Source organism: Methanomethylovorans sp. (assembly GCF_041305605.1).
Lineage (GTDB): Archaea > Halobacteriota > Methanosarcinia > Methanosarcinales > Methanosarcinaceae > Methanomethylovorans.
In genome coordinates, this window is sequence record NZ_JBFYLB010000145.1 from 1 (window position 1) to 25,990 (window position 25,990).

The window sequence follows — 25,990 nt, forward strand, 5'->3', positions numbered from 1 at the left end:
ATATTGAACCCAAAATGCTGACCTTTTATATACGTATATCTGTTGTAAAGGTTCACTAAAAAGATAAGAACAGCCAATAGATACCGGTCTGAATTATAGTCAAGGGCACTCCTATCTTGAAAAACTCAATGAAAGTGAGTGTGACATTACCCTTTTTCTCGGCATTATGAATAATTATCACATTACTTGCTGCACCCAGGACAGAGAGATTGCCTGCAATGGTACTACCTGCGGCAAGTGCCAATAATCCGCCGGCGTCCACCGAAGCGTGGGATAGGATAGGTAAGTACAGGGCTACAAGCGGCACATTAGAGATGAACTGGCTAAGAACAACACTAACAATTAAAACCATGGGAATGGAAATAATGCTTTGTTTCGTGTCTGTCAGAAAACCCTGGAAAAATCCGGAATCCCACACGCTTTCCATGAGTATGAACATTGATGCAAAGAACAATAAAGTATGCCAATCCATTCCCTTCACCAGTTCATATCTCCGGCTGTTGAGAACCAGCACCGGGATAGCCGCTATCAGGGCAATGTACGTCAGTCTGAAATCGAAGGATATGGCCAGCAACTGAATTAAGATCTTCAAGCATACTAAGAAGATCAATAGAATAAGTGACAGTCTGGATAACCTGGCAAGTTTGTCATCGCAGATATGAGGTTGTGAATGGTTCAGAACAGTTGTAGAAAAATGTTCTCTGAAGAAGAACTTGAGCACAATGTATGCTGCAGTCAGGTTAAGTATCGTCGGTAGCAGCAGATATCGTGCAAAGGCCACAAAAGGGTCTTCGATACTTCCATTCAATGCTATCAGAAGATTCTGAGGATTGCCGATCGGGCTTGTAACACTACCTGTAGTAACAGCAAAAGCCAGCGCAAGCAAGAGCATCTTGGGGTTTATCTGATGTTGTCTTGCAAGCAAGAGCACTACAGGGGTACCGATTATAGCCAACGTATCATTCATGAGAAAAGCTGATGCAAACCCCATCCCAAAAAGCACGAAGAGTATAATGGCATCCATGTTCTTCGCACCTTTAAAGAAATTATAGGAAACAAGGGAGAGGTAACCGCTGGCTTCCAGAGCCTGGCCAATAGCGAACACACCAAAAAGAAAAAGCATTACATCCATATTGATGGACGATATGGCCTCTGAAACAGATATCTGGCCGGTAAGCAGCACAGCAAGTGCACCAAGACCCATGATTTGCCACAGGTCGAGCCTGATACTACCTATTTGTCGGGTGATAGTTAAAAGAAAAACAAGACAAAGGACAATAACTGGTAGTATCATTTAGCTAATAAATATGCCAATATAATTATATAACTACCTGTGGTTTCCTGCTCCTGTAATAATCTGAAGCTCGTCGATGATGGATCAATCTGCATACTGTTGCATATCTTAATATGGAATACAAATTAATAATAAAAGGGGTGATTCCATGAGACTTAAAGAATTGATTACTCAGGAGAATGTGGGCGGATACGATCTGTTATTAAGAGCATTGATAGGTTCTGTAGCAATAGTTGTACTTGCTATGGACCTGGTCGAACCTGGATTTTGGAAGTGGATAACGGCTCTATTGGCCTTCGTCGGCCTGTTCACTGGCATGACAAGACACTGTACACCTTATGTGCTTATAGGATTCAACACAGCTGACAGGAAAAAGTAGACAAGAGTAAGTTCAATCTTTCTGTTGGTCTTCTTTTTTGGAATAACGTAGTTTAAAAGATAGCAGGAAAACACCGAATATCATAGAAGCTACGATAAGGAAAGTACCTGCATCAAAGAGGGAGAACATGAAGCCTCCTGCTATAAGTCCTATAATGCTGGCCAGACTGGTAAAACTGGTGGAAATACCTTGAACTGCCCCCTGATATTCTTTTTTTGTTGTTTTGGACAACATGGACATAAGGGAAGGCCACATTAATCCATTACCCAATGCAAAGAAAAACAATGCAACGTAGGTGAGAAGATCAGTACCATAAACAAGCAGTACAAAATTGAATCCCAGTATGACGCTTCCAAGAGTGAGGAGTGAAGCATCGGAATATCTTTTGCTTATCCATGTCAGGACAGGTCCTTCCACAACGACAAGCAAAAGGCTCAATAAAGAAAAATAAATGCCAAGGGAAGCTGAATTCCATTTAAGGTTGTTTGCAGCGTGTACCGGAAAAGCCGCATAGAAAACATTGTAAGCCATGAATATAAGGAAATAAATGAGTAAAATGCCAAAAATGCCTTCCATCTTCATCAATTCCAAAAAACCAGGCTTAATCGAGATAGCTGAATTAACCTCTTTCATTCCTGGCCTGGCTTCTTTAATTCCCTGAATATGAGGACCCGGATGCAAAGCATGTTTACTGGATTCCGGTATAAGATAGGCTATCATCAAGATACCCGCAAATGCGATCATAACTGCGGCAATTACAGGAAGGATCTCGCCGTACACTGTGACGCTCAATATACCTGCAAGTGCGGGTCCGAATATGAAACCCAGATTAGTTGAAACTGAAAGCTTACCATATACGCTGCTTCTATCCTTGTCGCTAGTGATGTCTGCAAGATAGGCATTAGCAACAGATACATTCCCTCCCGTTATGCCATCAAAAGCCCGGGCTATGAAGATGAGTAGCAAGGGCACGGTAAGAACAAAAGTACCGAGCATGCCAGATCTCACATCAATGATCTTCGTTACGGGAATGATCATGGCTGCCAGAAAAATTATCCAGGAAATAAAGGTACCAATCTGGCTTAACAACAGTACCTTTTTCCGACCATATGTATCAGACCATCTGCCAAGTAATGGTCCTCCAACTAACTGAAAGACAGGGTACATTGAAGCTGTCAGACCATAGATTATCGCATTGCCTCCGAATCTTTCCACAAGAAATATAAGAAAGGGAAGAACCAGGCTCAGACCAAAGGTACCTATGAAATTGACAGCGAGGAGAGGGTATATGGATATTTTTGAATCCGCCATCGATCAATATATGTGACATGGTAATATTAGAAATTTTGCAAACAAAATCCTAAGAAACGCATTTATGTTATACACTATCATTCATAGGCATGGAAGAACTGTATCTTGAAGACTGTTACATCAATGAGTTCGATGCGATCGTGGAAAGTGTCATAGATGAAAGATACGTGGTGCTGGATAGGACCGCTTTCTACCCTGAAGCCGGGGGGCAGCCATATGATACGGGTTTTCTGTACTGCGCCGGTAAAGGATATCCTGTTGTATCTGTGAGAAAAGCTGATGGAAGAATACTCCACGAAGTGGGAACATCCGAGCTTAACGAGGGAGATGCAGTACGAGGGGTAATAAACTGGGATCGAAGATACCTGCTGATGCGCTATCACACTGCATGTCATATCCTGAGTGCTATCATACATAATGAGACTGGTGCAAAGATAAGTGGAAATCAGTTATCGGAGGATAAAACACGTGTGGATTTCTCCCTGGAGGAGTTCGACCGGGAACAACTGAAAGCCTATGAGGCAAAGGTCAATGATGTAATTGATAAAAAGGTCCCTCTAAGCATTGAAATGATGGACCGTGAAGAAGCTTTCAAAATACCTTCAATAGTAAAACTTAAGGATGCTTTTCCTCCGGATGTCCTTTACATAAGAGTGATCACTATTGCTGGCATAGACAGGCAGGCTTGTGGGGGAACACATGTTGTCAGCACCGGGGAAATACCTCATATAGAGGTCTTTAAGGCCGAAAATAAAGGTAAGAACAACAGGAGAATATATTTCCGTTTCAGGGAATAGATCGGTCTTGGCACATACGGACAGATAAGCATTTTTAGTGGACAGAAGGAAGATATATGTACGTACAATATCTTTTCTGCTGTATTACTGGAATAACAACTGCTAAATATACTTGCATGGTAGTTAGAGTTGGATTAAATATACTGCAAATAGGTGGAAATTGGCTTAAGTCGCCATGACCATATCATCCATTTACAGGAGACATACAGATGAAGATATTAGTCAGTGATCCATTATCCGAGGAAGGCTTGGCAATGCTCCAGAAACATTTTGATGTAGATGTTATCACGGGCTTGTCCGAAAGTGAGTTGTCAGCTAAGATAGTCAACTATGATGCTCTGGTGATCCGTAGTGGAACACAGGTAACAAGGAAAGTTATTGAGGCGACCCGAAATCTCAAGATCATAGGCCGCGCAGGAGTGGGTGTTGACAATGTGGATGTCGAAGCAGCTACTGAAAAGGGCATAATCGTTACCAATGCACCTGAAGGGAATATGCTGTCAGCTGCAGAGCACACTATAGCCATGATGATGTCCATGGCAAGGAATATACCTCAGGCAAACGCTTCCATGAAAGCCGGAAAATGGGAACGTAAGAATTTCATGGGCGTGGAAGTTAACGGTAAGGTCCTGGGAGTCATCGGTCTGGGACGCATTGGAGCAGAGGTCGCTAAAAGGGCACAGGGCCTGAATATGATCATAATGGGTTACGATCCTTACATATCCAAAGAGAAAGCACAGGAACTTGGAATAAAACTGGCTACCGTGAAGGAAATTGCAGAAGCTGCTGACTTTATCACAGTGCATACTCCACTTACCAAAGAGACAAGGAATATACTTGATGTTGATGAGTTCAATGTAATGAAGAAAAATGCAAGGGTCATCAATTGTGCCCGTGGAGGTATCATCAATGAAGAGGCCCTTGCCGATGCGCTCAAGAGTGGAAAGATATCCGGAGCAGCACTTGATGTATTTGTTAATGAGCCTCCAAAAGGCAGCCTCTTGCTCGAATGTGACAGCCTTATTATGACCCCTCATCTGGGAGCTTCCACCGAAGAAGCACAGATCAATGTGGCTATCACTATCGCAGAAGAAGTAATTTCAGTGCTCAATGGCGGAACTGCAAAGAACGCGATCAATATACCTTCTGTGAAACCAGAGGTTATGAGAGTTCTTGCGCCTTACATCAATCTTGCAGAGACAATGGCAGATGTGTGTGCCCAATTGCTTGGGACCAGCTATGAGAAAGTGGAGATTTCATATAATGGAGAGATAGCTGAAAAGGATACCAGGCCAGTTACAGTTGCCGCTTTGAAGGGGATGCTGCAGAATGCTATGGGTTCCAGTGTTAACTATGTGAATGCTCCTGCACTTGCAAAATCAAGGAAGATAGAAGTGAGAGAGAGCAAGTCCGAAACTTCCGAAGAACGGGCTTCTGAGATCCATATCAAGCTTAGCAACAATGGTCAATCTGTATCTGTTGCCGGAACCATAATAGGAAATGAGGCTCGCATAATTGGAATTGACGGAGAGCGTGTGGATATAGTTCCATCCGGTTATATGATCGTTGCAAAGCACATTAACAGGCCCAACGTGATAGGACCTTGTTGCATGGTGCTTGGGAAGAACAACATAAACATATCTGGTATGCAGGTTGGTAGAGCTGCAATAGGAGGCGTCACTATTATGACCCTCAATGTGGATTCCGAAGTATCGCCTGCCATTCTGGAAGAAATGCGTAGTGTTGAAGGAATACTTACTGCAAAACTTGTCAAGCTCTGAAAGCCATAAATATTTCAAATACATAGATTTGGTAATATGGCCCATTCCAGGTCCAAACCATGAGAAAGCGGATATATCACAAATTCCCACATAGGGAGATCGAGTTCGAACAGAAGTACCGATACCACTCGGATCTTCCATATCTTGTAAAAGTGATGGCGAACATGGATGGGAAATTCGGGATGTTCGTCACTGAATCTGTTGTGCAAAGAGGACACCGGATACAGGCAAAAAGGGAGATCAGTGTGGAGATCGTGCGTAATGGAGTTGACTTTGAGTCTCTCAACTACAAGAATGTGGACCAGATGATCGACACGATCGAAAATGAGGGTATAATTGATTTCAAGATGGTCCTTAATTACAGTTACCTGGATGGGAAATATAACCGTGTGCCTTTTAGAGGAGATACATATCTTGTGCGTGCTCTCCTTGAAAATGAAGTGCTTGTACTGCAGATACACAGGATCGAAGGACCCGGCAGGACAGAAGCCGGGAGGGTTGCAGATACCATTATAGAGGAAATTAGGCGCGGATCCTGATGGATGAATTCCTATATGTTGTGGCAGCACCATTCAAGCAACATGCTGCGAGTCTTATTTCGATAAGGGATTTTGAGTTCGCCCTTTCTTTTGGCCTGAAATGGATGTCGCCCGAAAATGCTTCAAAGGTGAGGGATACTGCTCTTGGACTGCGGTTATTGAAGATCGATGGGAACAAACTGGTTCCGACATTCGATCTCGGAAAAGTAGAGATCCCTCGCGGTTTTCGTCCTTCGGAAAAGATATTTCATGAAAGGCCCCTGATCGAACAGATCATGGCGATGATAGTTGCCTGTTCCGGAATGGATAACAGGAACGTTATTGCTCTGATCAGCAGAAAACAGGAAAGCTTGGGGGATATGGTGGATATAGAGGTTGCAGCGCTTGTAGTGGCTAGGGAGGTAGGGTGTGATATAAGCAAGATCTACCCCAAAGTATTGGCAGATATGTTCCCGAATATGAAGTGAACCACACAATCTTTATGTACTAGTAATAGTATTCAAGAGTCAGATGTCCTTATGGACATGGAATACCCTGAAGAACACTCATGGATGTTCGAACGTAGTTTACCTGCGTGAGTAAGGTCCGGATGATCTTGCGGAGGGACATTATGGGAAATAAGACACAAAGAAAAGTTACAAGAAAAACTAACCCCAGAATACCTGAACTGATATCCACTCTTAAGGAAGAGTCGCGGAACAATGATGTTCTTATCTGGAGAGATATTGCAAAGAGACTTGAGAAACCAAACCGTAAGTACGCTCAGGTCAATCTCAGTAAGATCAACAGATATGCTAAGGAAGGCGAGGTTGTCCTTATACCCGGTAAAGTACTGGGTGCCGGTGAGCTGAAGGTTTCAGTGACAATTGCTGCGCTTGATTTCAGTGGCACAGCTATTGACAAGATAAATGAGATCGGTGGCAAATACCTGACAATCGAGCAGGTCCTTGAAGAGAACCCCAAGGGATCAAAAATAAGGATACTGCAGTAAGAGGTGTTGAAGATGACAATAATCGATGCCAATGGGCTTATTCTGGGAAGGCTTGCAAGTGATGTGGCAAAGCGGCTGCTTGCAGGAGAAAAAATAGATATAGTTAATGCCGAAAAGGCAGTGATTTCCGGTTCCAAGCTCGATACAATAGAGGAATACAGGGGTAAAATCGAGACCGGTTCTACTGAATTTGGTCCTCACTTCCCGAAAAGGCCGGACCGTATACTTAAACGGACTGTAAGGGGAATGGTGCCTTACAGGAGAGCAAGAGGGCGCGATGCAATGGCTCGCCTCAAAGTGCATGTAGGGGTCCCGCTTGAACTAAAAGATAAAGAAATAATACAGATTGCCGAAGCAAATATGAAAAGGCTTAGTTCTAACAAGTACATGAGACTTGGGGACGTGAGCACAAAGATGGGCGGCAAGTTCTAAGGAGGATCATCATGTCAAATAAAGTAGTCAATTCATCAGGTAAGAACAAGACCGCAATTGCCCGTGCTACTATTCAGAAAGGAGCAGGCAGAACTCGCATTAACAAGAAACCCGTCGAGATATACGAACCTGAATTCGCAAAGATGAAGATCTATGAATCCCTTATGCTTGCAGGAGAAGTTGCAGAGGGAATAGACATCGATGTGAAAGTAAGTGGCGGGGGTATTATTGGACAGGCCAATGCCATAAGGACAGCTATCGCAAGAGGTATAGTAGAATGGACCAATGATACTAACCTTCGTGATGCTTATATGGAATATGACCGTAACCTCCTTGTTAACGATTCCAGGCAGAAAGAAACGAAGAAGTTTGGTGGGCCTGGCGCACGTGCTAAGTATCAGAAATCATACAGGTAAGGCATATATAGATGATACCAGTCCGTTGTTTCAGTTGTGGAAAAGTAATCGCAAGCAGCTGGGATGAATACAAAAGGAGAACAAAGGACGGTGAAGATCCTGCCCAGGTCATGGACGACCTGGGGATCACACGTTACTGTTGCCGTCGAATACTCCTGTCCCACGTGGAGCTTGTAGATACACTGGCACCATATCAGTAAGGGACCGTAGGGTAGCCTGGACCATCCTTCGGCGTTCGGGACGTACTTTTGTACGCGGATCACGCCGGAACCTGAGTTCAAATCTCAGCGGTCCCATTCCCTTACTCTTACTGTAATTGTAGACTGGCCTGTAAGAAAGATATGTGACCACATTCGGAGGGATTCCGGATAAAACTATCTCAGGTATGGAAAGAACACGCACAGATATGAAGCGTAACTTATGCAGCTTTTAGTTGACGATACCTGACATTATATTCTACTGATCACGTTCTACCATTCCTTAAGGTGATTTTTTGAGCACAGAACATTATACTAGATATGAGCGAGCAAGGATTATTGGCGCTAGATCCCTGCAGATCTCTATGGGCGCACCCGTTCTAATAGATGATCCCGGCACTCAATCTCTGTATATAGCAAAGAGAGAATTAGAACTTGGGGTTATCCCAATTACTGTTAAAAGGGACTATAAATTTAAGGTGATCTAATGACCACAGAAGAAATACGCGTTACCGATAATGCAGATCTACAAATGGATAGTGATGATAAGCTTTTAGATGTGAGTGCAGATGCAGAGAAATCCACTTCACTTGTTCCTATAGATGAATATCTGGCAGCCGGTGTACACATTGGTACCCAGCAGAAGACAGAGAATATGATGAAGTTCGTATACAGAGTAAGAACGGACGGACTCTATGTTCTGGATATCCAGTCAACTGACGAAAGGATCAAACTGGTGGCTAATTTCCTGTCCAAGTATGAACCATCAAGGATACTTGTAGTTTCTGCAAGACAATATGGCCAATACCCGGCAATGAAGTTCGCAAAAGCTATTGGGACCAGGGCAATGGTTGGCCGTTTCATACCAGGCACTCTCACAAATCCTACAGTAGAGGCATTCTTTGAACCTGATGTGATCATAGTCACAGACCCTGCAGGAGACGCACAGGTAATTAAGGAAGCTGTGAACATTGGTATCCCGGTGGTTGCACTTTGTGACACGAACAATATGACTTCCAATGTAGACATGGTCATACCGACCAACAACAAAGGAAGAAAGGCCCTGTCACTCATCTACTGGTTGCTTGCAAGAGAGATTGCAAAGATCAATGGTACACTCTTCAATTACCAGTTCGAGGATTTCGAAGCCGGTATTTGAAAAGCCTCTTTGGAAGCATACTACATATATAATGTACCCCTTGTATTTAGATGGGGTGACGTAGTATGAGACAAGCTACAGTTGCGGGGAAATTCTACCCGTCCGATCCAAATGCTTTGAGGAAAGAGTTAGATAATTGTTTCAAAGGCATCACGATCGATGCAAAGCCTGGCATAAAGGGTACGGTGGTACCACATGCCGGCTATATCTACTCTGGAAGGGTCGCAGCTCGCTCATATGCTGTACTGCCGGCAGCAGATACCTATGTAATGTTCGGCCCTAATCATACGGGCTATGGGTCGCCAATCGCTCTTTCAACAGACACCTGGTCTACACCTCTTGGAAAAGTAGAGGCTGATCGCGAACTGGAAAAAGAGCTTGCTGGCAGTATAATTGATCAAGATGAGCTTGCTCATCGATTCGAACATTCGATCGAGGTGCAGATACCTTTCCTTCAGTACCGTTTTAAGCATGATTTCAAGATACTTCCTATATGCATGGGAATGCAGGATGAAGAAACAGCCATTGAGGTCGGCATGGAAATTGCCAGGGCGATTATGAATACCGGTAGGAAAACCGTAATTATTGCATCAAGCGACTTCACGCATTATCAACCTGCACATGTGGCAGAGAGCAATGACAGGTATCTGATAAAAGCTATTTTGGACATGAACGTGCATGAGTTCTATAGCCGGCTGTACGAAAAGGATATATCTGCATGTGGTTTTGGGCCCATTGCAGCAACCATCACTGCTGCAATGGAACTTGGAGCAAGCAGAGCAGAACTTCTTAAGTATGCAACCAGCGGAGAAGTAACAGGCGACACTTCCGGTGTAGTAGGATATGCCTCTTTAATATTAGAATGAGTCGGATATGATGCAAACGATAACATGCTCTGCTCCCGGAAAAATATACCTGTTCGGTGAACATGCTGTAGTTTACGGAGAAAGCGCAATATGCTGTGCTGTAGATCTGCGCACTCAGGTCCGGGCAGATATAAGCGATACTATACATATCAGTTCTGTGCTGGGTGATACAGGGCTTGACTATGACAAGTATCCTTACGTGTCAGCTGTGATAGAAAATATGTCCGAGATCGCAGACATTAAAGGTATAAACCTGCGCATAGATTCCAACATACCTGTTGGCTCCGGCCTGGGTTCATCTGCAGCGGTGACCATTGCTACTATTCAGGCATTGAACCTATTGTTCGGATGTGGTCTGGGATTAGAAGATATAGCAACCCTGGGGCACAATATAGAAAGAACGATACAGGGTGCTGCCAGCCCAACTGATACGTACGTGAGCACTATGGGCGGAGTTGTGATGGTACCTCTGAAAAAGAAGCTTAATACCATTGATTGTGGTATTGTGATAGGCAACACCGGAAAGTTTTCTTCTACCAGGCAACTGGTGTCCAATGTGGCACTACTTAAAAAATATTATCCACAGATAATAGATCCAATTCTTTCCACCATCGGCAGGATATCAATTACCGGAGAAGAGCTGGTGATCAAAAAGGAATATGAAGCCATAGGCAGGCTCATGAACATTAACCAGGGACTTCTTGATGCGATTGGTGTCAGCGGTCCGGAGCTTTCTAATCTTATATATGCGGCCCGTAGCACTGGTGCATACAGCGCAAAGATAACCGGTGCCGGAGGGGGGGGATGCATGGTAGCATTGACCCATCCTTCTGAATCCAAGCAAATAGCTTCGGCGATAACACAAGCCGGAGGAGAAGCCATTATAACCAGAGTAACTGAAAATGGAGTAAAAGTGGAGCAGTAATATGGTTTCACCCGACAGTCTCACTATACTTAAACTTGGTGGAAGTGTTATCACAGATAAGAGAGCTGCTGATGGCGTAGTTAGAGTTAATGAGATACAACGGATAGCAAAAGAAATATCCGGCTTCAAAGGGAAACTCATTATAGTGCATGGAGCCGGGTCTTTTGGTCATCCGCAGGCAAAAAAATTTTCCCTTAACGAAGAGTTTAACGCTACTGGTTCTATCATAACCCACCGTTCAGTGAAAGAACTCTGCAGAATGGTAGTTGATATACTTAATGAGAATAGTATATGTGCCGTGGGAGTTCATCCCATGTGTTGCATGCTTGCAGATAATGGGAGAATAAAGACAATGTTCCTTGACCAGATAAATTGCATGCTGGAAAGAGGGATCGTTCCAGTCTTACACGGAGATGTGGTAATGGACAGTAGTCTTGGAACATCCGTGATCTCCGGAGATCAGATAGTTCCTTATCTTGCAAAACAGCTGAAAGCAAGCCTTCTGGGTATCGGAAGTGCAACCGAAGGAGTTCTTGATGATAAAAGTTCGACCATCCCTGTAATAACATCAAAGAACTTCGAAAATGTAAAAAAGCATATAAGAGGCTCAGAAAACACTGATGTTACAGGGGGTATGCTGGGTAAAGTTCAAGAGATGCTGGACATAAGTGACAGCACCTGTACAACCTCACACATTTTCGATGCCGGAAAACCTGGCAATGTTGAACGTTTTCTTAAAGGCGAGAAAATAGGGACAGCTATAACACATGAACAGTATGACTGCAGGTTTTAATATGAGCACATCCCAGAGAAAAATAGAACACCTCAAGTTATGTTCTTCAAGTCCGGTGGAATCAAGGACAAGGGGGACCGGCCTGGAAGATATAATGTTAGTGCACAGAGCTCTTCCGGAATTTGATCTAGAGGACATAGATCTTAATGTAAATTTTCTGGGAAAGAAGATAAAAGCGCCTTTTTTGATCGCTTCTATCACCGGAGGCCATCCTGATACAAAACCTATCAACGCTGCGCTTGCACAGGCTGCAGATGAAATGGGTATTGGCATAGGTGTGGGCAGCCAGAGAGCTGCTATTGAGGACCCGGTTCAGGAAGAATCTTTCACTATCATGAGAGATGTGGCGCCGGATGCATTTATTTATGGAAATATCGGGGCTGCCCAGATCAAAGAATATGGAATCGAAGGAATCGAAAGCCTTGTAGAAATGCTTGACGCAGATGCAATGGCTATCCACCTCAATTTTTTGCAGGAGGCAATACAACCGGAAGGGGATACTGATGCAAGCGATGCTCTTGAAGCTATCAGCGAGATATGCTCACTGGATGTGCCTATCATTGTGAAGGAAACAGGTGCCGGAATTTCCCACGAGGATGCTTTAATATTGAAGAAAGCTGGTGTCTCTGCCATTGATGTAGGCGGAGTTGGCGGTACAAGTTGGTCCGGGGTCGAAGTATACAGGGCAAGGGACAGAAAAGACCTCATGTCGGAAATGCTGGGGGAACTATTCTGGGATTTTGGCATTCCTACAGCTGCAAGTGTAGTGGAATGCAATGTATCTTTACCAGTAATAGCCACCGGTGGAATAAGGACAGGCATGGATATTGCAAAGTCAATAGCAATTGGTGCTAGTGTAGCCAGTGCGGCACTTCCTTTTGTTGCCCCTGCACTGGAGAGTAAAGAGATGGTACTTAAGAGGCTAAATCTTATGATGAACGAGCTCAAAGTCGCAATGTTCCTCTGCGGATGCCAGAACCTGCACAGATTGCACACCACGCCCACAGTGATCACCGGGTGGACAAGAGAATACCTTGAATTACGTGGATTCAATGTCAAAGAATTCGCTTTACGCTCAAACCGTAGCGAATTACAGATCGTATAAATTTCATTTGTAAGGAACAATAAATTTAGAATTTGAGGATTTAATATGACAGAAATCGGAATAATAGCAGTTGGCGGTTATAATGAAATGGGCCGCAACATGACTGCAATAAGGGTTGATGAGGATATAATTATCCTGGATATGGGTCTGAGATTAGACAGAGTGCAGATCCACGAAGATATAGAAATAGATAAGATGCATTCCCTTGAGCTTATAAGCATGGGAGCTATACCAGATGACACAATAATGAACGATGTCAATGGGAACGTACGTGCTATTGTATGTACACATGGTCATCTAGATCATATAGGTGCTGTTTCAAAGCTGGCACATCGTTATGCAGCTCCTATCATAGGTACACCTTATACGACCGCTCTCATTAAGCATCAGATAGATTCGGAGCGCAAGTTCGGTGTGAAGAACAATATAATCTCTATGAGGGCAGGAGAAACCTATGAAATAACGAACGATGTATCCATTGAGTTCATTAATACTCAACACAGTATAATCGATACCGTTTTTGTGGTGATCCATACTCCAAAAGGTGCTATCATGTATGCCTGTGATTTCAAACTGGATCGGACACCTACTTTAGGAGAAGCTCCGGATTTCAACAGGCTCAAATCCCTTGGGGAAGAAGGGGTTATTGCACTTATTACCGAAAGTACAAATGCCGGACGTTCCGGAAAGGCACCTTCCGAACAGATAGCACATGACCTGGTAAAGGACGTATTGCTCGGTACTGAGGAGTCGAGCGTAGGAATGATCATAACCACTTTTGCTTCTCACATATCCCGTTTGAACTCTATTATTTCCTTCGCCGAAGAAATGGGACGTATCCCTGTATTGCTTGGTAGGTCCATGGACCGGTATATGACCACAGCTAAGGAACTTGGATACGTTGAGCTTCCAAGGAATGTAGAGATATACGGTCAGCGCAGGGATGTCGAAAAGGCTCTGGAAAAGATAATGAGGGAAGGCAAGAACAAATATCTGCCTATTGTTACCGGACACCAGGGAGAGCCCGGCTCCATATTGATACGCATAGCCAACGGTGATACGCCTTACATGATAGAACCAGGGGATAAGGTTATATTTTCCGCTAATGTGATACCAAATCCTCTCACGCAGGCTAACCGCTATGCTCTGGAGACAAAGCTCAGAATGAAAGGTGCACGTATCTATGATAATGTCCATGTGTCAGGACACGCCTACAGAGAAGATCACTGGGAACTATTAAGGATGGTCAAACCTGAACATGTCATTCCTGCTCACGGGACCATCGAGATGCATGCAGCATATATTGAAATGGCAGAAGATGCAGGATACGTGCTCGGAGATACGCTCCATCTGTTAAGGAACGGAGAGGAACTGTATATCGAAGATTAAGATCGCATCACGAGGCATCATGAATCTGATAGAAGAGATAAAAAAGCGGAGCGTGTATGTGGATGAGGGCATCAGGGAAATGCTGCCCATCAGACACCCCGAGGAACTATATAAAGCTGCACGATACCTGCCTGATGCAGGAGGAAAAAGGCTAAGACCTGCAGCCGTCATACTGGCTGCGGAAGCTGTAGGGTCTGATCTTCAGACAGTCCTTCCGGCTGCCGTTGCAGTAGAACTGGTGCACAATTTCACTCTGATGCATGATGATATCATGGACAGGGACGATGTACGCAGGGGAATGCCTGCAGTCCATGTGAAATGGGGAGAACCCGGTGCTATCCTTGCAGGCGATACATTATACTCCAGAGCTTTTGAGATCATAACCGGTATGGATAACGATCCGGTGCGTATCGTTAAATGTATAGATATCCTGGCAAGGACGTGCACAGAGATATGTGAAGGTCAGTGGCTGGATGTGGAATTCGAGGACAAGAGCATAGTTTCTGAAGGCCAGTATCTTGAAATGGTGGAGAAGAAGACTGCTGTGCTCTATGGAGCTTCATGTAAAATAGGTGCATTACTTGGTGGTGCTCCCCTTGAAGTGGCGGACCAGATGTATGAATTTGGCCGGATGATAGGGATCGGTTTCCAGATATATGATGATGTGCTGGATATAGTGACCCCCGAAGAGGTGCTGGGCAAAGTGAGAGGAAGCGATATAATGGAAGGGAAAAAGACCCTCATAGCCATTCATGCTCTCAATGCCGGTGTAAAGTTGGAAATATTTGGTAAGGGCAAGGCCTCAAAGGGACAATTGGAAGATGCTATCAGGCAGCTTGAAGAATCCGGGTCCATTGAATACGCAAGAAATGTAGCTGTTTCATACATCCGTGAAGGGAAAGCGAAACTTGATGTACTGGAAGATTCACAGGCAAAAGAGATCCTGCTTGCAATAGCAGATTACATGATAGAGCGATCTTATTGAATTGGGTCATATTATTGACCCAATTTTTCATTAAACTTTACTTTTATAAAAACCGGATTGCAACCGTATAGTTTTTTAAAATATCATAAAAGGGTCCGGAAAGACCCTGTTATAACACTTACTTTTTATTCATTTCTTCTTCCTGAAGTGCTGCGTGCGCTGCTGCCATTCTGGCCACAGGTACACGGAAAGGTGAACAGCTAACGTAATTGAGACCCACCTTATGTCCAAAAATGATCGAACTTGGCTCTCCTCCATGCTCGCCACAGATGCCTATCTTCAGATCACGTCGGGTGGATCTACCTTTATCAATACCAATTTTGATGAGTTCGCCCACACCGCTCTGGTCAAGCACAGCAAACGGATCGTGTTCCAGAATAGATTGTTCTATGTAAGCAGGCAAAAATTTACCTGCATCATCTCGACTGAAACCGAAAGTCGTTTGTGTGAGGTCATTTGTACCAAAGGAGAAGAATTCTGCCTCGCGGGCTATTTTATCAGCTGTAAGGGCAGCCCTCGGAAGTTCTATCATGGTACCAATCTTGTAATTTATTTTTACATCTTTGTCTGCCATGACATCACTTGCTACTTTTACAACCTGCTTCTTGACGATCTGCAGCTCTTTAACATGAGATACGAGAGGAATCATTATCTCTGGTACTATTGACATACCTTCCTTGGTAAGTTCACAAGCTGCTTCAATTATGGCCTGCACCTGCATCTCATATATTTCAGGATACACAACTCCAAGCCTGCATCCTCTGAAACCGAGCATGGGGTTGATCTCTTTCAGGAACTCCACTCTTTCCATAACCTTTTTAACCCTGTTGATCTCATGTGCCGGAGCATTGTTTTTCTCAAGTTCCATTAATTTCTCAAGAGCTTCCTCATGGTTAGGAAGGAACTCATGAAGTGGAGGATCAAGTAAACGGATCGTTACAGGATAACCATCCATTGCACGGAATATGCCGACGAAATCCTCTCTCTGCATAGGAAGAAGCTTTGCAAGAGCGCTTCTTCTTGAGGCCTCAGTGTCAGCCATGATCATTTCCCTCACAACGGGAATGCGAGCTTCCCCAAAGAACATGTGCTCTGTACGGCATAGCCCGATGCCTTCGGCACCGAATTCCCTGGCAACTGTGGCATCATAAGGAGTATCGGCATTTGTTCTCACACCCAGGGTCCTCACTTCATCTGCCCATTGCAGAATGGTCTTAAGCTCTCCGCTCACTTCAGGTGTAATCAGCGGAACCTTGCCTATTATAACATGACCTGTAGAGCCATCAATTGAAATATAATCTCCTTCATTAACTGTGCAGGAACCTGCAAAGAATACACCCTTCTTAATATCAATGGAGATCTCACCGCATCCTGCAACACAGGGTTTTCCCATACCTCTGGCCACTACTGCAGCATGTGATGTCATTCCGCCGCGCACTGTAAGAATACCTTCGGCAGCGTTCATACCACCGATATCTTCAGGAGAGGTCTCGGTACGTACGAGGATGACCTTTGCACCTGCATTTGCCTTTTCTTCAGCATGTTCAGCAGTGAAAACAACCTTGCCCACTGCAGCGCCCGGAGATGCAGGAAGTCCTGTTGCCACGACCTGCAGAGTTGCCTTGGGATCAATCATCGGATGCAGTAATTTGTCTATCTGGTTAGGTTCTATTCTTAAAAGAGCGGTCTTCTTATCGATAAGACCTTCTTCTACCATATCTGCCGCGATCTTTATCGCAGCTGCAGCTGTGCGTTTTCCATTCCTGGTCTGCAGCATGTATAATTTGCCCTGCTCAATGGTGAACTCAATATCCTGCATATCGCGGAAGTGGTTTTCCAGTTTGATATAGATCTCTTCAAGTTGCTTGAAGGCAGCAGGCATTGCTTCCTTAAGGGTGGAGATCGGCCTTGGTGTCCTTATACCTGCTACAACATCCTCTCCCTGGGCATTGATAAGGTATTCGCCATAGAAGCGTTTATGCCCGGTTGCCGGGTCTCTTGTAAAAGCAACACCTGTACCGGATGTCTCACCCATATTCCCGTAGACCATTGCCTGTACATTGACCGCTGTACCCCAGTCCATAGGAATATTGTTCAGCTTACGGTATGTTATGGCACGCTGGTTGTTCCATGATTCAAAAACAGCATTTATAGCCATCATGAGCTGCTTACGAGCGTCCTGTGGGAACTTTTCCCCGGTTTCCTCTTCTATTATCAGTTTAAACTGTTCCACAAGTTCCTTAAGAGCATTGACATCAAGCTCTGTATCCTGTTTTACGCCTAAAGAGTGCTTTTTCTCGCTTAATGCATGTTCGAACCTGTCATGTTCGATGCCCAGGACAACATCCCCGAACATTGTCAGAAAACGCCTGTAACTATCGTAAGCGAACCTGGGATTATCGGTGTTCCTGGCAAGACCAACAACAGAACTGTCATTTAGTCCAAGGTTAAGCACCGTATCCATCATTCCTGGCATAGAAGCTCTTGCACCGGAACGCACCGATACGAGCAATGGGTTGCTATCATCACCGAAGTTCTTCCCAATTATCTCTTCAAGCTTTATAATAGCAGCATCCACCTGTTCCAGCAGTCCTCCGGGATATCCATTATCTTTGAGGTACTGTACACAGACTTCAGTCGTGATGGTAAAACCAGGTGGTACCGTAATTCCAAGGTTAGCCATTTCTGCCAGGTTTGCGCCTTTACCACCCAGCAGGTCTTTCATACTGTTTTTTCCTTCTGTCTTATTACCGCCGAAAAAGTACACGAATTTATTGTCTGCCACCAACTTTCCTCCCTGGGACCTGATGCATCAGATATAGCTTTATGGTTGGATTATGTATGGAATGCAGCACAATTGTTGTATTCATATATAAGGTTGTGGTCATCAGTAAAAAATAATGGATCTCTTCAACACTATGTGCTTCCCTTTTATGATCTGACTTTTATCGATGTAATTTACACATTTCTCTGTCATCTATCGCATGGTCTCGCAGTGCAGCCGAATTGATGATTCACTTTTCCTGGTTTTAGAAAGTCCTTTTCAGATCAGATGAAGGTTCTAATTGAACAGTATTCTGGATATACTTGCCAGATCTCGAACTTAGTATAGATCCAACTGTCTGTCATCAAAGAGTGAAACTTTACCGCGTATCCTTTTTGTTTCATCCGTGTCAATCTCCCCTGTGATGAAACACTCGTCTTCCCCAGCTTCTGCTTTGATGTTTCCCCATGCGTTGATCATCATGGAGTTGCCAAAGTATGAAGCTAACGGGGCTGTACCTACACGATTACAGGCAATATGTGGTACCTGGTTCTCTATTGCTCTGGCAGATGCAAGGGCTTTCCACTGAGTGGCTTTAGGGTTTGCAAATTCGGCAACAGTAACTAGAATATCAGCACCCGCAAGTGCCAATTTCCTTGATATCTCGGGAAATCTAAGCTCAAAACATATCTGAAGTCCGATGGTTATTCCGGATCTTTCAAGTTTTATCGGCAGGATCTTTTCTCCCCTGGAGAAATGGATTTTTTCCATTCCGTAAAGATGGGTTTTCCTGTAAACTCCAGCGAGATTCCCGGATTCAATGCAAAAACCCAGATTATGATATTTGATCGTATCGTAATTTTCCATCTTTTTTTCGATTATCGAGCCTATAAGGACGCAATCATGCACTTTTGAAAACTGTAATAGTCTCTCTATTGTGGGATATTCCTCAACTCTCTGAGAAACAGAGGTTTCAGCTACTGACTCAAGACCTTTGTAGCAGAAACCCGTTGAGAATACTTCAGGTAACACTATTATCCGGGCACCCGAACCTATTGCATTATTTGCCATCAGAAGGGCTTTTTCAATGTTCTGTTCTTTTGAACATTGTGTAATGTTCATCTGAATACAGGAGGCCTTGATAGTTGCCATTTTTCACATGCTCCTCTTATTAAGCGAGAATCGCTAGTAATAAAGAGAACATGCATATCCGTTTTAAAGTCTTCTTATGAAAAATGCAGATCTACTTTTATATGTGTACTAATATAAGTTAACATCTTCCCGATATCATATTTTCTAAATTGTCCAAAAGAGAAAGCGTGTTATTCTTCTCTAAGTTGTGCTATTAATAGTTCATACTGTTTTTCAAGTTCTGGCATTAGGATATCTATCTCATCTGTTTGGTGATCATTACCTGCTTTCTCCATATCTGCAGCCACAGTGCTTAAGGCCATAGCTCCAATGTTAGCTGAAGAGCCTTTTATGTAATGTGCATACCATTTAATTTTGTCCATGTCACTCTTTTCCACGTTTTCCTTTAGAGCGACAACCTGTTTTGGCAGGTCTTTAATAAAAATAGCTATTAACTTGCTTGCCAGCTCTTCATCATTCATTGCCCTCTCGATCAGGGCCTGCCTGTTAAATACCACCGGAACTATTGATATATTTGCAGTGCTGTCGGTTTCCAAAGATGTAGCCTCCAAATCACTTTCCTTATGTGGCAGGATCTGCCATCTTTCAAGCAATCCTATGAGTGCTTGCAAGGATATCGGTTTTGAGATGTAATCATTCATCCCGGATTCCAGACACCGTTCCCGGTCCCCTTTCATGGCATGCGCGGTCATTGCAACTATGGGAATTTCATGATTTTTGACCGCAGATCGTGAGTCACGAATGAGTCTTGTAGCTTCAAATCCATCCAGCTCTGGCATCTGCACATCCATGAACACCAGATCGTATGGCAGCATCTCGAGTGCTTTTAGTGCTTCCGTACCGTTGGCAACAATATCTACACGATAGCCCATTTTTTGGAGCATGGTCTGAGCGACCTTCTGGTTGATCACATTATCTTCAGCTAACAATATTCTCAAATTAGTATGGCTTTGGAAAGGGATAGAAAGGACATTAACATGAGTTTGCACTTTCTGTTTTTTCTTGTTCATGCTTAAGATATTAGATAGCTTATCAATTAGATCCAAGTGCTTTACTGGCTTGGTCAGATAAGCTGCAAAGTTCTGATCTTCGATATACTGAGGGTCGGCTCGTTTCCCCAAGGAACTTAACATCACCAGAGCGGTATCTTTTAGTTTTTTGTCGGATTTGATAAACCTTGCGACCGATTCTCCGTCCATACCAGGCATATGCATGTCCAGGATGACCACGTTAAATGGTTCGCCCTTTTCATATGCAAAGTACATGGCTTGCAGTGCTGTAGGGCCATCAACGGATTCCTGTACCTTTGCACCCCAAGAAGATAATTGCTTGTTCAGTATCTCCCGATTAGTTGCGTTATCATCAACCACCAGAATATGCACACCTTTAATTTCCCTGGAAAGAACTTTCTTGCGATGGCTGTCCAACTGCCTTGCAAGCTTGATAGTGAACCAGAACTCTGAGCCTTTTCCTTCCTTGCTCTTCACACCTATTTCCCCACCCATCATCTGTACCAGTTGCCGGGAAATGGCAAGCCCAAGACCTGTACCACCATAATGGCGTGTTGTTGAGGCATCAACCTGATAAAATTTATCAAAGAGCTGGTCTATTTTACCTTCAGGAATACCAATACCAGTATCCCTTACAGAGAAATGTAGCAATAATTCTGTGTCATTCTCAGCCTGTATAGTCACATATACTACCACCTCTCCTTTTTGTGTGAACTTGATGGCGTTACCGGTCAGATTGATCAATATCTGCTGCAAACGTCCGGGGTCACCCCGGACATAAGAAGGCACGTCCGGTGCCGCTGCACAGATGAATTCCAGTGCTTTTTCATTGGATCTGATGGAAATCATGGAAGCGAAGTCATCCAGCATGTTGTTCAGATCAAAATCCACAGTTTCCAACTCAAGCTTGCCTGCCTCTATCTTTGAGAAGTCAAGGATATCGTTGATAATTCCAAGCAGCGATTCTCCGCTGAGCTTCACCATTTCTGCATAATGCCGCTGTTCATCTGTAAGCTCAGTGTCCAGAAGCAGGCCTGTCATACCAATAACACCGTTCATGGGGGTACGGATCTCGTGGGACATATTGGCCAGAAATTCGCTTTTTGCCATGGTGGCTTCCTCAGCCCTTATCAAAGCAATATCTAATTCCCTATTTTTCTTTTCGACTTCATCTGCATATGCAAGCAGTTTCTCTTCTGCTTGCTTACGTTCGGTGATGTCCACTAAAATGAGAGTAAGCCCGACAACATGCCCTTCTGCATCCTTAAGAGGACTGTATGTATTTGAATACCATCGTATGTTGAATCTTGAATCCCTATATTCTTCAATTACAGTGAAAGCTTCACCTGCAAGCGCCCGATCGATTTTCTCTTTTGCTTTCTCTCTGTCCGCAGGATCTTTAATGTAACTGAGCATACTGGCACCAACCTCAATCCTGCTATTCCACATATGCTCTATTGCCAGCTGATGGTTCTTGTTAAAGGTAAGATACCTGTATTCTCTATCAATGGCAAATATGACAACATCTTTAGGACTTTCGATCATTCCCTGTACGAGGGTGTATGCCTGTCGGTATCTCTCTTCGCTTTGTTGCAATGCCTCGGCGGTCCTTCTCTGTTCTACAGCATTCCATACAGAATCCATGAGCAAAATAAGCTGAAGTACGTCATTCTCATTATAATCCGATTCTTTGTTGGATACCCCTGCAACAGCAACTATCTGTCCATTTTTGAAAACTGGTACTGTCATATATCTGTAAAGTTGAACATGTCCTTCAGGATACCCCTTTTTGAGCGGATCAGCTGCCTGAAAGTCATTTACGGTAATTGATCTGCGCTGCCTGACCGCCTCTCCCCAGATGCCCGTATTCTCCAGTTTATACGTGGTCTGAGGGCTAACAATAGTACACTCTTCCATCACGTTCTTTGACCACGTGTTAAGAGTGAACTCCATTCGTTCCTCACTATAATAGTATATGTACCCGATCTTGCTCTGGGTAAGTTTAATAGCTTCACTGAGTGCATAGTCAAGGAAACCCTGGATCGAGTCGGGCCTGTATTGCAGAATGGATACAAGACTTCTTAATCTATCCTCTCGGAGATGTAGCTCTTCTTCTGCTTCTTTTCTGGCGGTGATATCAAGAATTGTCCCCTGGTAATGAGTTATAACGCCATCGTCATTTCTTTTTATAACTGTACGATCATCTATCCACCTAACTTTACCGTTACTGGTGAGAATACGATATTCCTGAGTAAAATCAGTTACTTTCTTTTCGGAATATGTTCGAACCTCTAGCCCCACTTTTTCTATATCATCAGGATGAATCATATTCTGAAAAATAACGTTCCCGGACAAAAAATCAATTGCGGAATAACCAAACTGTGAAACGTTCTCAGAAACATATTCAACAGGCCATCCTTTTTCGGCTTTCCACAAAAAGACAACCATAGAACTAGAAGTTACAATTTCCTCTAAAAGACTATTGTAATGATTACATGGCTCTTTGGGATATGTGAAATTCTCAGCCTCGAAATCCATTATAGATTGCTCCTTCGTAGGGAATGATCGATCATCTTCCGGATTATTATGAATATATTACTCACCAATTATAAAAATATGCCTGGGTATATCATCAAATCAGTTCCTTAGTTCTTTACTTTAAATTCATCGGTTTTCCCGGTTAATGGCAAAAAGTGGATGCAATCACCAGTCTGGTATTCATTATACAGCGTAAGAAATAATCTGCTGATATGTGAGTTACCAGATGGCCTGTTTTTTCAGTACTGTGTTTTGATGGTACATCTTCCATATCATCGCTGATCCTTGAGTTAGTCAGGCAATGCTAGGTTGATATCAGCCATGTACTTTTATGTGATATGTGAAATAGTACTCTTTTAAAGTAAATATTTATTGTATGGCAAAAATATATTTATTTTCTCTGAATTTTCTCCTAGAGTTTAAATAGTTATTTTACTAATTACTATACAATAAAGTAATTCCGGATCCCCTCTAATTAGTAGAGTGGGTGGTACAAATGAAAATAAAATTAAACAAATCAATTTTTCTTGAAATCGTAATGTTTATGATCATGATTACAGGAGTCGGCTCTGCCGATGATGTAAATGTAGAGCTTCTCAGTGACTTTGGCGGAAATGCATACGATGTTGAGATCTTTGGTGATTATGCTTATCTCGGACAGGGTCAGGACCTTGTTGTGCTCAACATCGCCGACATCCGTAAGCCATCTGAAGTAGGAAGAATAATTACTCCATCAGTAGTTAGCGCTATTGCTGTCTCGGGCGACTATGCGTATATAGGAGATGGCAGCAGTGGCCTTACCATAGTAGATATTACTGATCCGGCATCACCACAACTTATGGGTACTTATGCTGGTATTTATGATAGTTCTGCTTATTCTGTTGTCGTATCAGGTCAGTATGCCTACGTAACTAATCAGTTCCCGGGAAATCTTCAAATCATAGATATCAGTGATCCATCAGCTCCAACCCTTGCAGGAAATTATGATGTTTCCGGTCAGGGTAATGCAAATGGTGTTGCCATATCAGGAAACTATGCATACGTAGCGGCCGGTGGTCTTATCATAGTGGATATCAGTGATCCATCACCACAGCCTGTAAGCATTTATAAAGAGCAGACTTACGCGCTTGATGTTGCCGTATCAGGAAATTATGCTTATGTGGCCGATGCTGACAAAGGTCTTATTATCCTGAATATCACAGACCCTTCGTCACCAGCCCTTGCAGGAAGCTATGTTACTGAAAACATTGGATACACCCGCATAGCAGTGTCGGGAAATTATGCATATGCAGGAGAATATAGCAGCTTTTCCATTATAGATATCAGTAATCCGGCATCACCGGACCTTGTGAGCACTTATGCTACAGATGGCAATACAAATAATTTTGCTGTGGCAGAAGATTATGCCTACATAGCCGGCTCCGGCCTTGAGATCGTGGATATCGGTAATCCGTCAGTGCCAGCACATATGAGCAATTACTATAATGGCGACTGGGCATGGGATGTCAGCGTATCAGGTGATTATGCCCATGTGACCAGTTGGAACGGTCTTACGATCGCAGATATTAGTGACCCTTCGTCTCCTGCCTTTGCAGGCAAGTATGATGTGGGTGGGGGAGCAGATGAGGTTGACGTGCAGGGCAATTATGCATACGTAGCAAGCGGTGGTAGCGATTCTGTTCTTGTCAGCGTTGTAGATATCACAGATCCCTCAGTACCGACACTCACTGGAAGTGCCGGTCTTTTTGCTGATAATGGGGTAGGTATTGATGTAGAAGGAAATTATGCCTGTGTGGGAGTAGGTTTCCCAGGCCTTTCCATTCTGGATATCAGTGATCCTGTATCACCGGAATACATCGGTCATTATGGCAGCTATGGCCCTGAAAATTGTACTCAAAATGTTGTGGTATCAGGTAACTACGCCTATGTACTCCACGACTTCGAACTTTCTATTCTGGATATCAGTGATCCATCCTCTCCGGTCCTTGCCAGCAGTTATCCGACCAGGATATCCGATGTTGCCGTATCGGGCAATTATGCATACCTGGCTGCGGATGATGTTCTTATATTAGATGTCAGTGACCCTGCAGCCCCAGAACTTGCAGGCAGTTACGACACCAGTGGTGCATCTTATATTGCTATTTCGGGCAATTATGCTTACGTGGTCAGCGATAATGGTCTTATCGTTTTGGACATCAGCGATCCGTTTTCTCCGCAGCTTGCAGGAAGTTATAGCGGTAGTACTATCAGCGGATCGATTACTGTATCAGGTGATTATGTATACGTAGCTAATAGGGAAAGGGGTCTAACTATCCTTCGTGTGGGAACCGTGCCTGGCACTAATCCAACGACCACTGTCTCTTACACAGCATCCTATGACAACAGATTACGTGAGTCATCTCCAAGCACTGTGCTTTCCACAACCACCTATCTTGACATAGGAAGAAGTGCATCTCGCTGCAGGGATGTGATGCTGTTCGATCTGAGCGGATACCAGCCAACAGACACCATTTCCAAAGCAACCCTCTCGCTCTACTGGTATTATCCTGCAGGTGCTACCCGCGCTTCTGATACCGTAGTTGAAGTTTACAGGCCAGTTGAATGGGACCCTAAGTATGTTACCTGGAGATCCCGTGCTTCCGGTACTCTCTGGAGCACGGCAGGAGGAAACTGGTTCGATAAGAATGGCGTATCCCAGGGTAGCACTCCGTATGCTTCATTGACCTTTGCAGGCAGCAAAACACCTGACAACAAGTACTATGAGCTTGATGTCACGCAGCTTGTGCAGGATTATGTAAGTGGCAAGTACAAGAACGCTGGTTTCTTCCTCAAGGCCAAGACTGAAAGTGGAAATTACATCGCGTTCTACAGTACCGATTGGTCTAACGCAGCACAAAGGCCAAAACTGACTGTAACCTCAACCTCAGATGTAATTCCGACAGATAATGCCCCGGTTGCCAATGCCGGAGACGATATGATTGCAACCGCTGGCTCCACAGTAACTTTTGACGGCAGTGCATCTTCTGACGACAAAGGCATTGCTTCATACTCATGGGACTTTGACGCATCAAATGGTATCACTTCTGAAGCTACCGGTGTAACAGCTACGAAAACATATACTACTGCAGGCAACTACACTGTGGCCTTAACTGTCACTGATACAAGTG

Annotated in this window: 23 protein-coding genes and 1 tRNA gene; 19 read left to right on the forward strand and 5 right to left on the reverse strand. The window is 43.8% G+C overall.

Translation table 11 applies throughout. The annotated features are described in order from the left end of the window. Positions 1-55: 55 nt before the first annotated feature. Positions 56-1,294, reverse strand: a complete 1,239-nt coding sequence (locus ACCM36_RS09035) for an SLC13 family permease (RefSeq protein ID WP_370573427.1) — start codon at positions 1,292-1,294, stop codon at positions 56-58. A 148-nt stretch (positions 1,295-1,442) separates the two neighbouring features. Here ACCM36_RS09035 and ACCM36_RS09040 point away from each other — a divergent pair, with 148 nt between their 5' ends. Then, a complete protein-coding gene (locus tag ACCM36_RS09040) occupies positions 1,443-1,673 on the forward strand; it encodes a DUF2892 domain-containing protein (RefSeq protein WP_370573428.1) in 231 nt (76 codons plus the stop codon). A gap of 12 nt (positions 1,674-1,685) precedes the next feature. On the opposite strand, the gene ACCM36_RS09045 is transcribed toward ACCM36_RS09040, so the two are convergent. After that, positions 1,686-2,984: an MFS transporter gene (locus tag ACCM36_RS09045; protein WP_370573429.1), complete on the reverse strand. Its 1,299-nt coding sequence runs from the start codon at positions 2,982-2,984 to the stop codon at positions 1,686-1,688. 89 nt (positions 2,985-3,073) lie between these two features. Here ACCM36_RS09045 and alaXM point away from each other — a divergent pair, with 89 nt between their 5' ends. From alaXM to ACCM36_RS09130, 17 genes are all read left to right on the forward strand, one after another. Next, positions 3,074-3,781 carry an alanyl-tRNA editing protein AlaXM gene (gene alaXM / locus ACCM36_RS09050; protein ID WP_370573430.1) on the forward strand — a complete coding sequence of 236 codons (708 nt, stop codon included), beginning with the start codon at positions 3,074-3,076 and terminating at the stop codon, positions 3,779-3,781. A gap of 209 nt (positions 3,782-3,990) precedes the next feature. Next, positions 3,991-5,562 (forward strand): phosphoglycerate dehydrogenase, encoded by a 1,572-nt coding sequence (serA, locus tag ACCM36_RS09055; RefSeq protein ID WP_370573431.1) that lies wholly within the window; start codon positions 3,991-3,993, stop codon positions 5,560-5,562. Between the two features lie 59 nt (positions 5,563-5,621). Further along, complete coding sequence (locus ACCM36_RS09060) at positions 5,622-6,101, forward strand: hypothetical protein (RefSeq protein WP_370573432.1); 480 nt, start codon at positions 5,622-5,624, stop codon at positions 6,099-6,101. After that, the gene (locus tag ACCM36_RS09065; RefSeq protein WP_370573433.1) at positions 6,101-6,568 is read left to right on the forward strand and encodes a DUF2240 family protein; all 468 of its coding nucleotides are present in this window, start codon (positions 6,101-6,103) and stop codon (positions 6,566-6,568) included. The genes ACCM36_RS09060 and ACCM36_RS09065 overlap by 1 nt, the downstream gene beginning before the upstream one ends. Before the next feature lie 143 nt (positions 6,569-6,711). Further along, positions 6,712-7,092: a 50S ribosomal protein L18e gene (locus ACCM36_RS09070; RefSeq protein ID WP_370573434.1), complete on the forward strand. Its 381-nt coding sequence runs from the start codon at positions 6,712-6,714 to the stop codon at positions 7,090-7,092. A 12-nt stretch (positions 7,093-7,104) separates the two neighbouring features. Next, positions 7,105-7,524 (forward strand): 50S ribosomal protein L13, encoded by a 420-nt coding sequence (locus ACCM36_RS09075; protein ID WP_370573435.1) that lies wholly within the window; start codon positions 7,105-7,107, stop codon positions 7,522-7,524. 11 nt (positions 7,525-7,535) lie between these two features. Then, positions 7,536-7,940, forward strand: a complete 405-nt coding sequence (locus tag ACCM36_RS09080) for a 30S ribosomal protein S9 (RefSeq protein ID WP_370573436.1) — start codon at positions 7,536-7,538, stop codon at positions 7,938-7,940. Between the two features lie 11 nt (positions 7,941-7,951). After that, on the forward strand, positions 7,952-8,140 hold the full coding sequence (locus ACCM36_RS09085) for a DNA-directed RNA polymerase subunit N (RefSeq protein ID WP_015324998.1): 189 nt from the start codon (positions 7,952-7,954) through the stop codon (positions 8,138-8,140). Continuing rightward, positions 8,141-8,236: transfer RNA gene (locus ACCM36_RS09090), tRNA-Pro, on the forward strand. Between the two features lie 197 nt (positions 8,237-8,433). Further along, entirely contained in the window at positions 8,434-8,625 is a 192-nt protein-coding gene (locus tag ACCM36_RS09095; protein ID WP_370573437.1) for a DNA-directed RNA polymerase subunit K, read from the forward strand. A gap of 44 nt (positions 8,626-8,669) precedes the next feature. Further along, entirely contained in the window at positions 8,670-9,296 is a 627-nt protein-coding gene (rpsB, locus tag ACCM36_RS09100) for a 30S ribosomal protein S2 (RefSeq protein ID WP_370573447.1), read from the forward strand. A 65-nt stretch (positions 9,297-9,361) separates the two neighbouring features. After that, positions 9,362-10,162: an MEMO1 family protein gene (locus ACCM36_RS09105; RefSeq protein WP_370573438.1), complete on the forward strand. Its 801-nt coding sequence runs from the start codon at positions 9,362-9,364 to the stop codon at positions 10,160-10,162. 10 nt (positions 10,163-10,172) lie between these two features. Continuing rightward, a complete protein-coding gene (locus ACCM36_RS09110; protein WP_370573448.1) occupies positions 10,173-11,087 on the forward strand; it encodes a mevalonate kinase in 915 nt (304 codons plus the stop codon). A gap of 1 nt (position 11,088) precedes the next feature. Then, positions 11,089-11,880, forward strand: a complete 792-nt coding sequence (locus ACCM36_RS09115; RefSeq protein ID WP_370573439.1) for an isopentenyl phosphate kinase — start codon at positions 11,089-11,091, stop codon at positions 11,878-11,880. A gap of 1 nt (position 11,881) precedes the next feature. Beyond that, positions 11,882-12,985, forward strand: a complete 1,104-nt coding sequence (fni, locus tag ACCM36_RS09120; RefSeq protein ID WP_370573440.1) for a type 2 isopentenyl-diphosphate Delta-isomerase — start codon at positions 11,882-11,884, stop codon at positions 12,983-12,985. Positions 12,986-13,030: 45 nt separating this feature from the next. Next, the gene (locus tag ACCM36_RS09125) at positions 13,031-14,374 is read left to right on the forward strand and encodes an RNase J family beta-CASP ribonuclease (RefSeq protein WP_370573441.1); all 1,344 of its coding nucleotides are present in this window, start codon (positions 13,031-13,033) and stop codon (positions 14,372-14,374) included. Positions 14,375-14,393: 19 nt separating this feature from the next. After that, positions 14,394-15,359: a polyprenyl synthetase family protein gene (locus ACCM36_RS09130; RefSeq protein WP_370573442.1), complete on the forward strand. Its 966-nt coding sequence runs from the start codon at positions 14,394-14,396 to the stop codon at positions 15,357-15,359. 118 nt (positions 15,360-15,477) lie between these two features. On the opposite strand, the gene ppdK is transcribed toward ACCM36_RS09130, so the two are convergent. From ppdK to ACCM36_RS09145, 3 genes are all read right to left on the reverse strand, one after another. Next, positions 15,478-18,144, reverse strand: a complete 2,667-nt coding sequence (gene ppdK / locus ACCM36_RS09135; protein WP_370573443.1) for a pyruvate, phosphate dikinase — start codon at positions 18,142-18,144, stop codon at positions 15,478-15,480. Between the two features lie 318 nt (positions 18,145-18,462). Further along, on the reverse strand, positions 18,463-19,275 hold the full coding sequence (locus ACCM36_RS09140) for a nitrilase-related carbon-nitrogen hydrolase (RefSeq protein ID WP_370573444.1): 813 nt from the start codon (positions 19,273-19,275) through the stop codon (positions 18,463-18,465). A gap of 170 nt (positions 19,276-19,445) precedes the next feature. Beyond that, entirely contained in the window at positions 19,446-22,823 is a 3,378-nt protein-coding gene (locus ACCM36_RS09145; RefSeq protein ID WP_370573445.1) for a response regulator, read from the reverse strand. Positions 22,824-23,367: 544 nt separating this feature from the next. Between ACCM36_RS09145 and ACCM36_RS09150 the strand changes: the two genes are divergently transcribed. Continuing rightward, a partial coding sequence (locus ACCM36_RS09150; RefSeq protein ID WP_370573446.1) for a disaggregatase related repeat-containing protein occupies positions 23,368-25,990 on the forward strand: 2,623 nt, incomplete at its 3' end.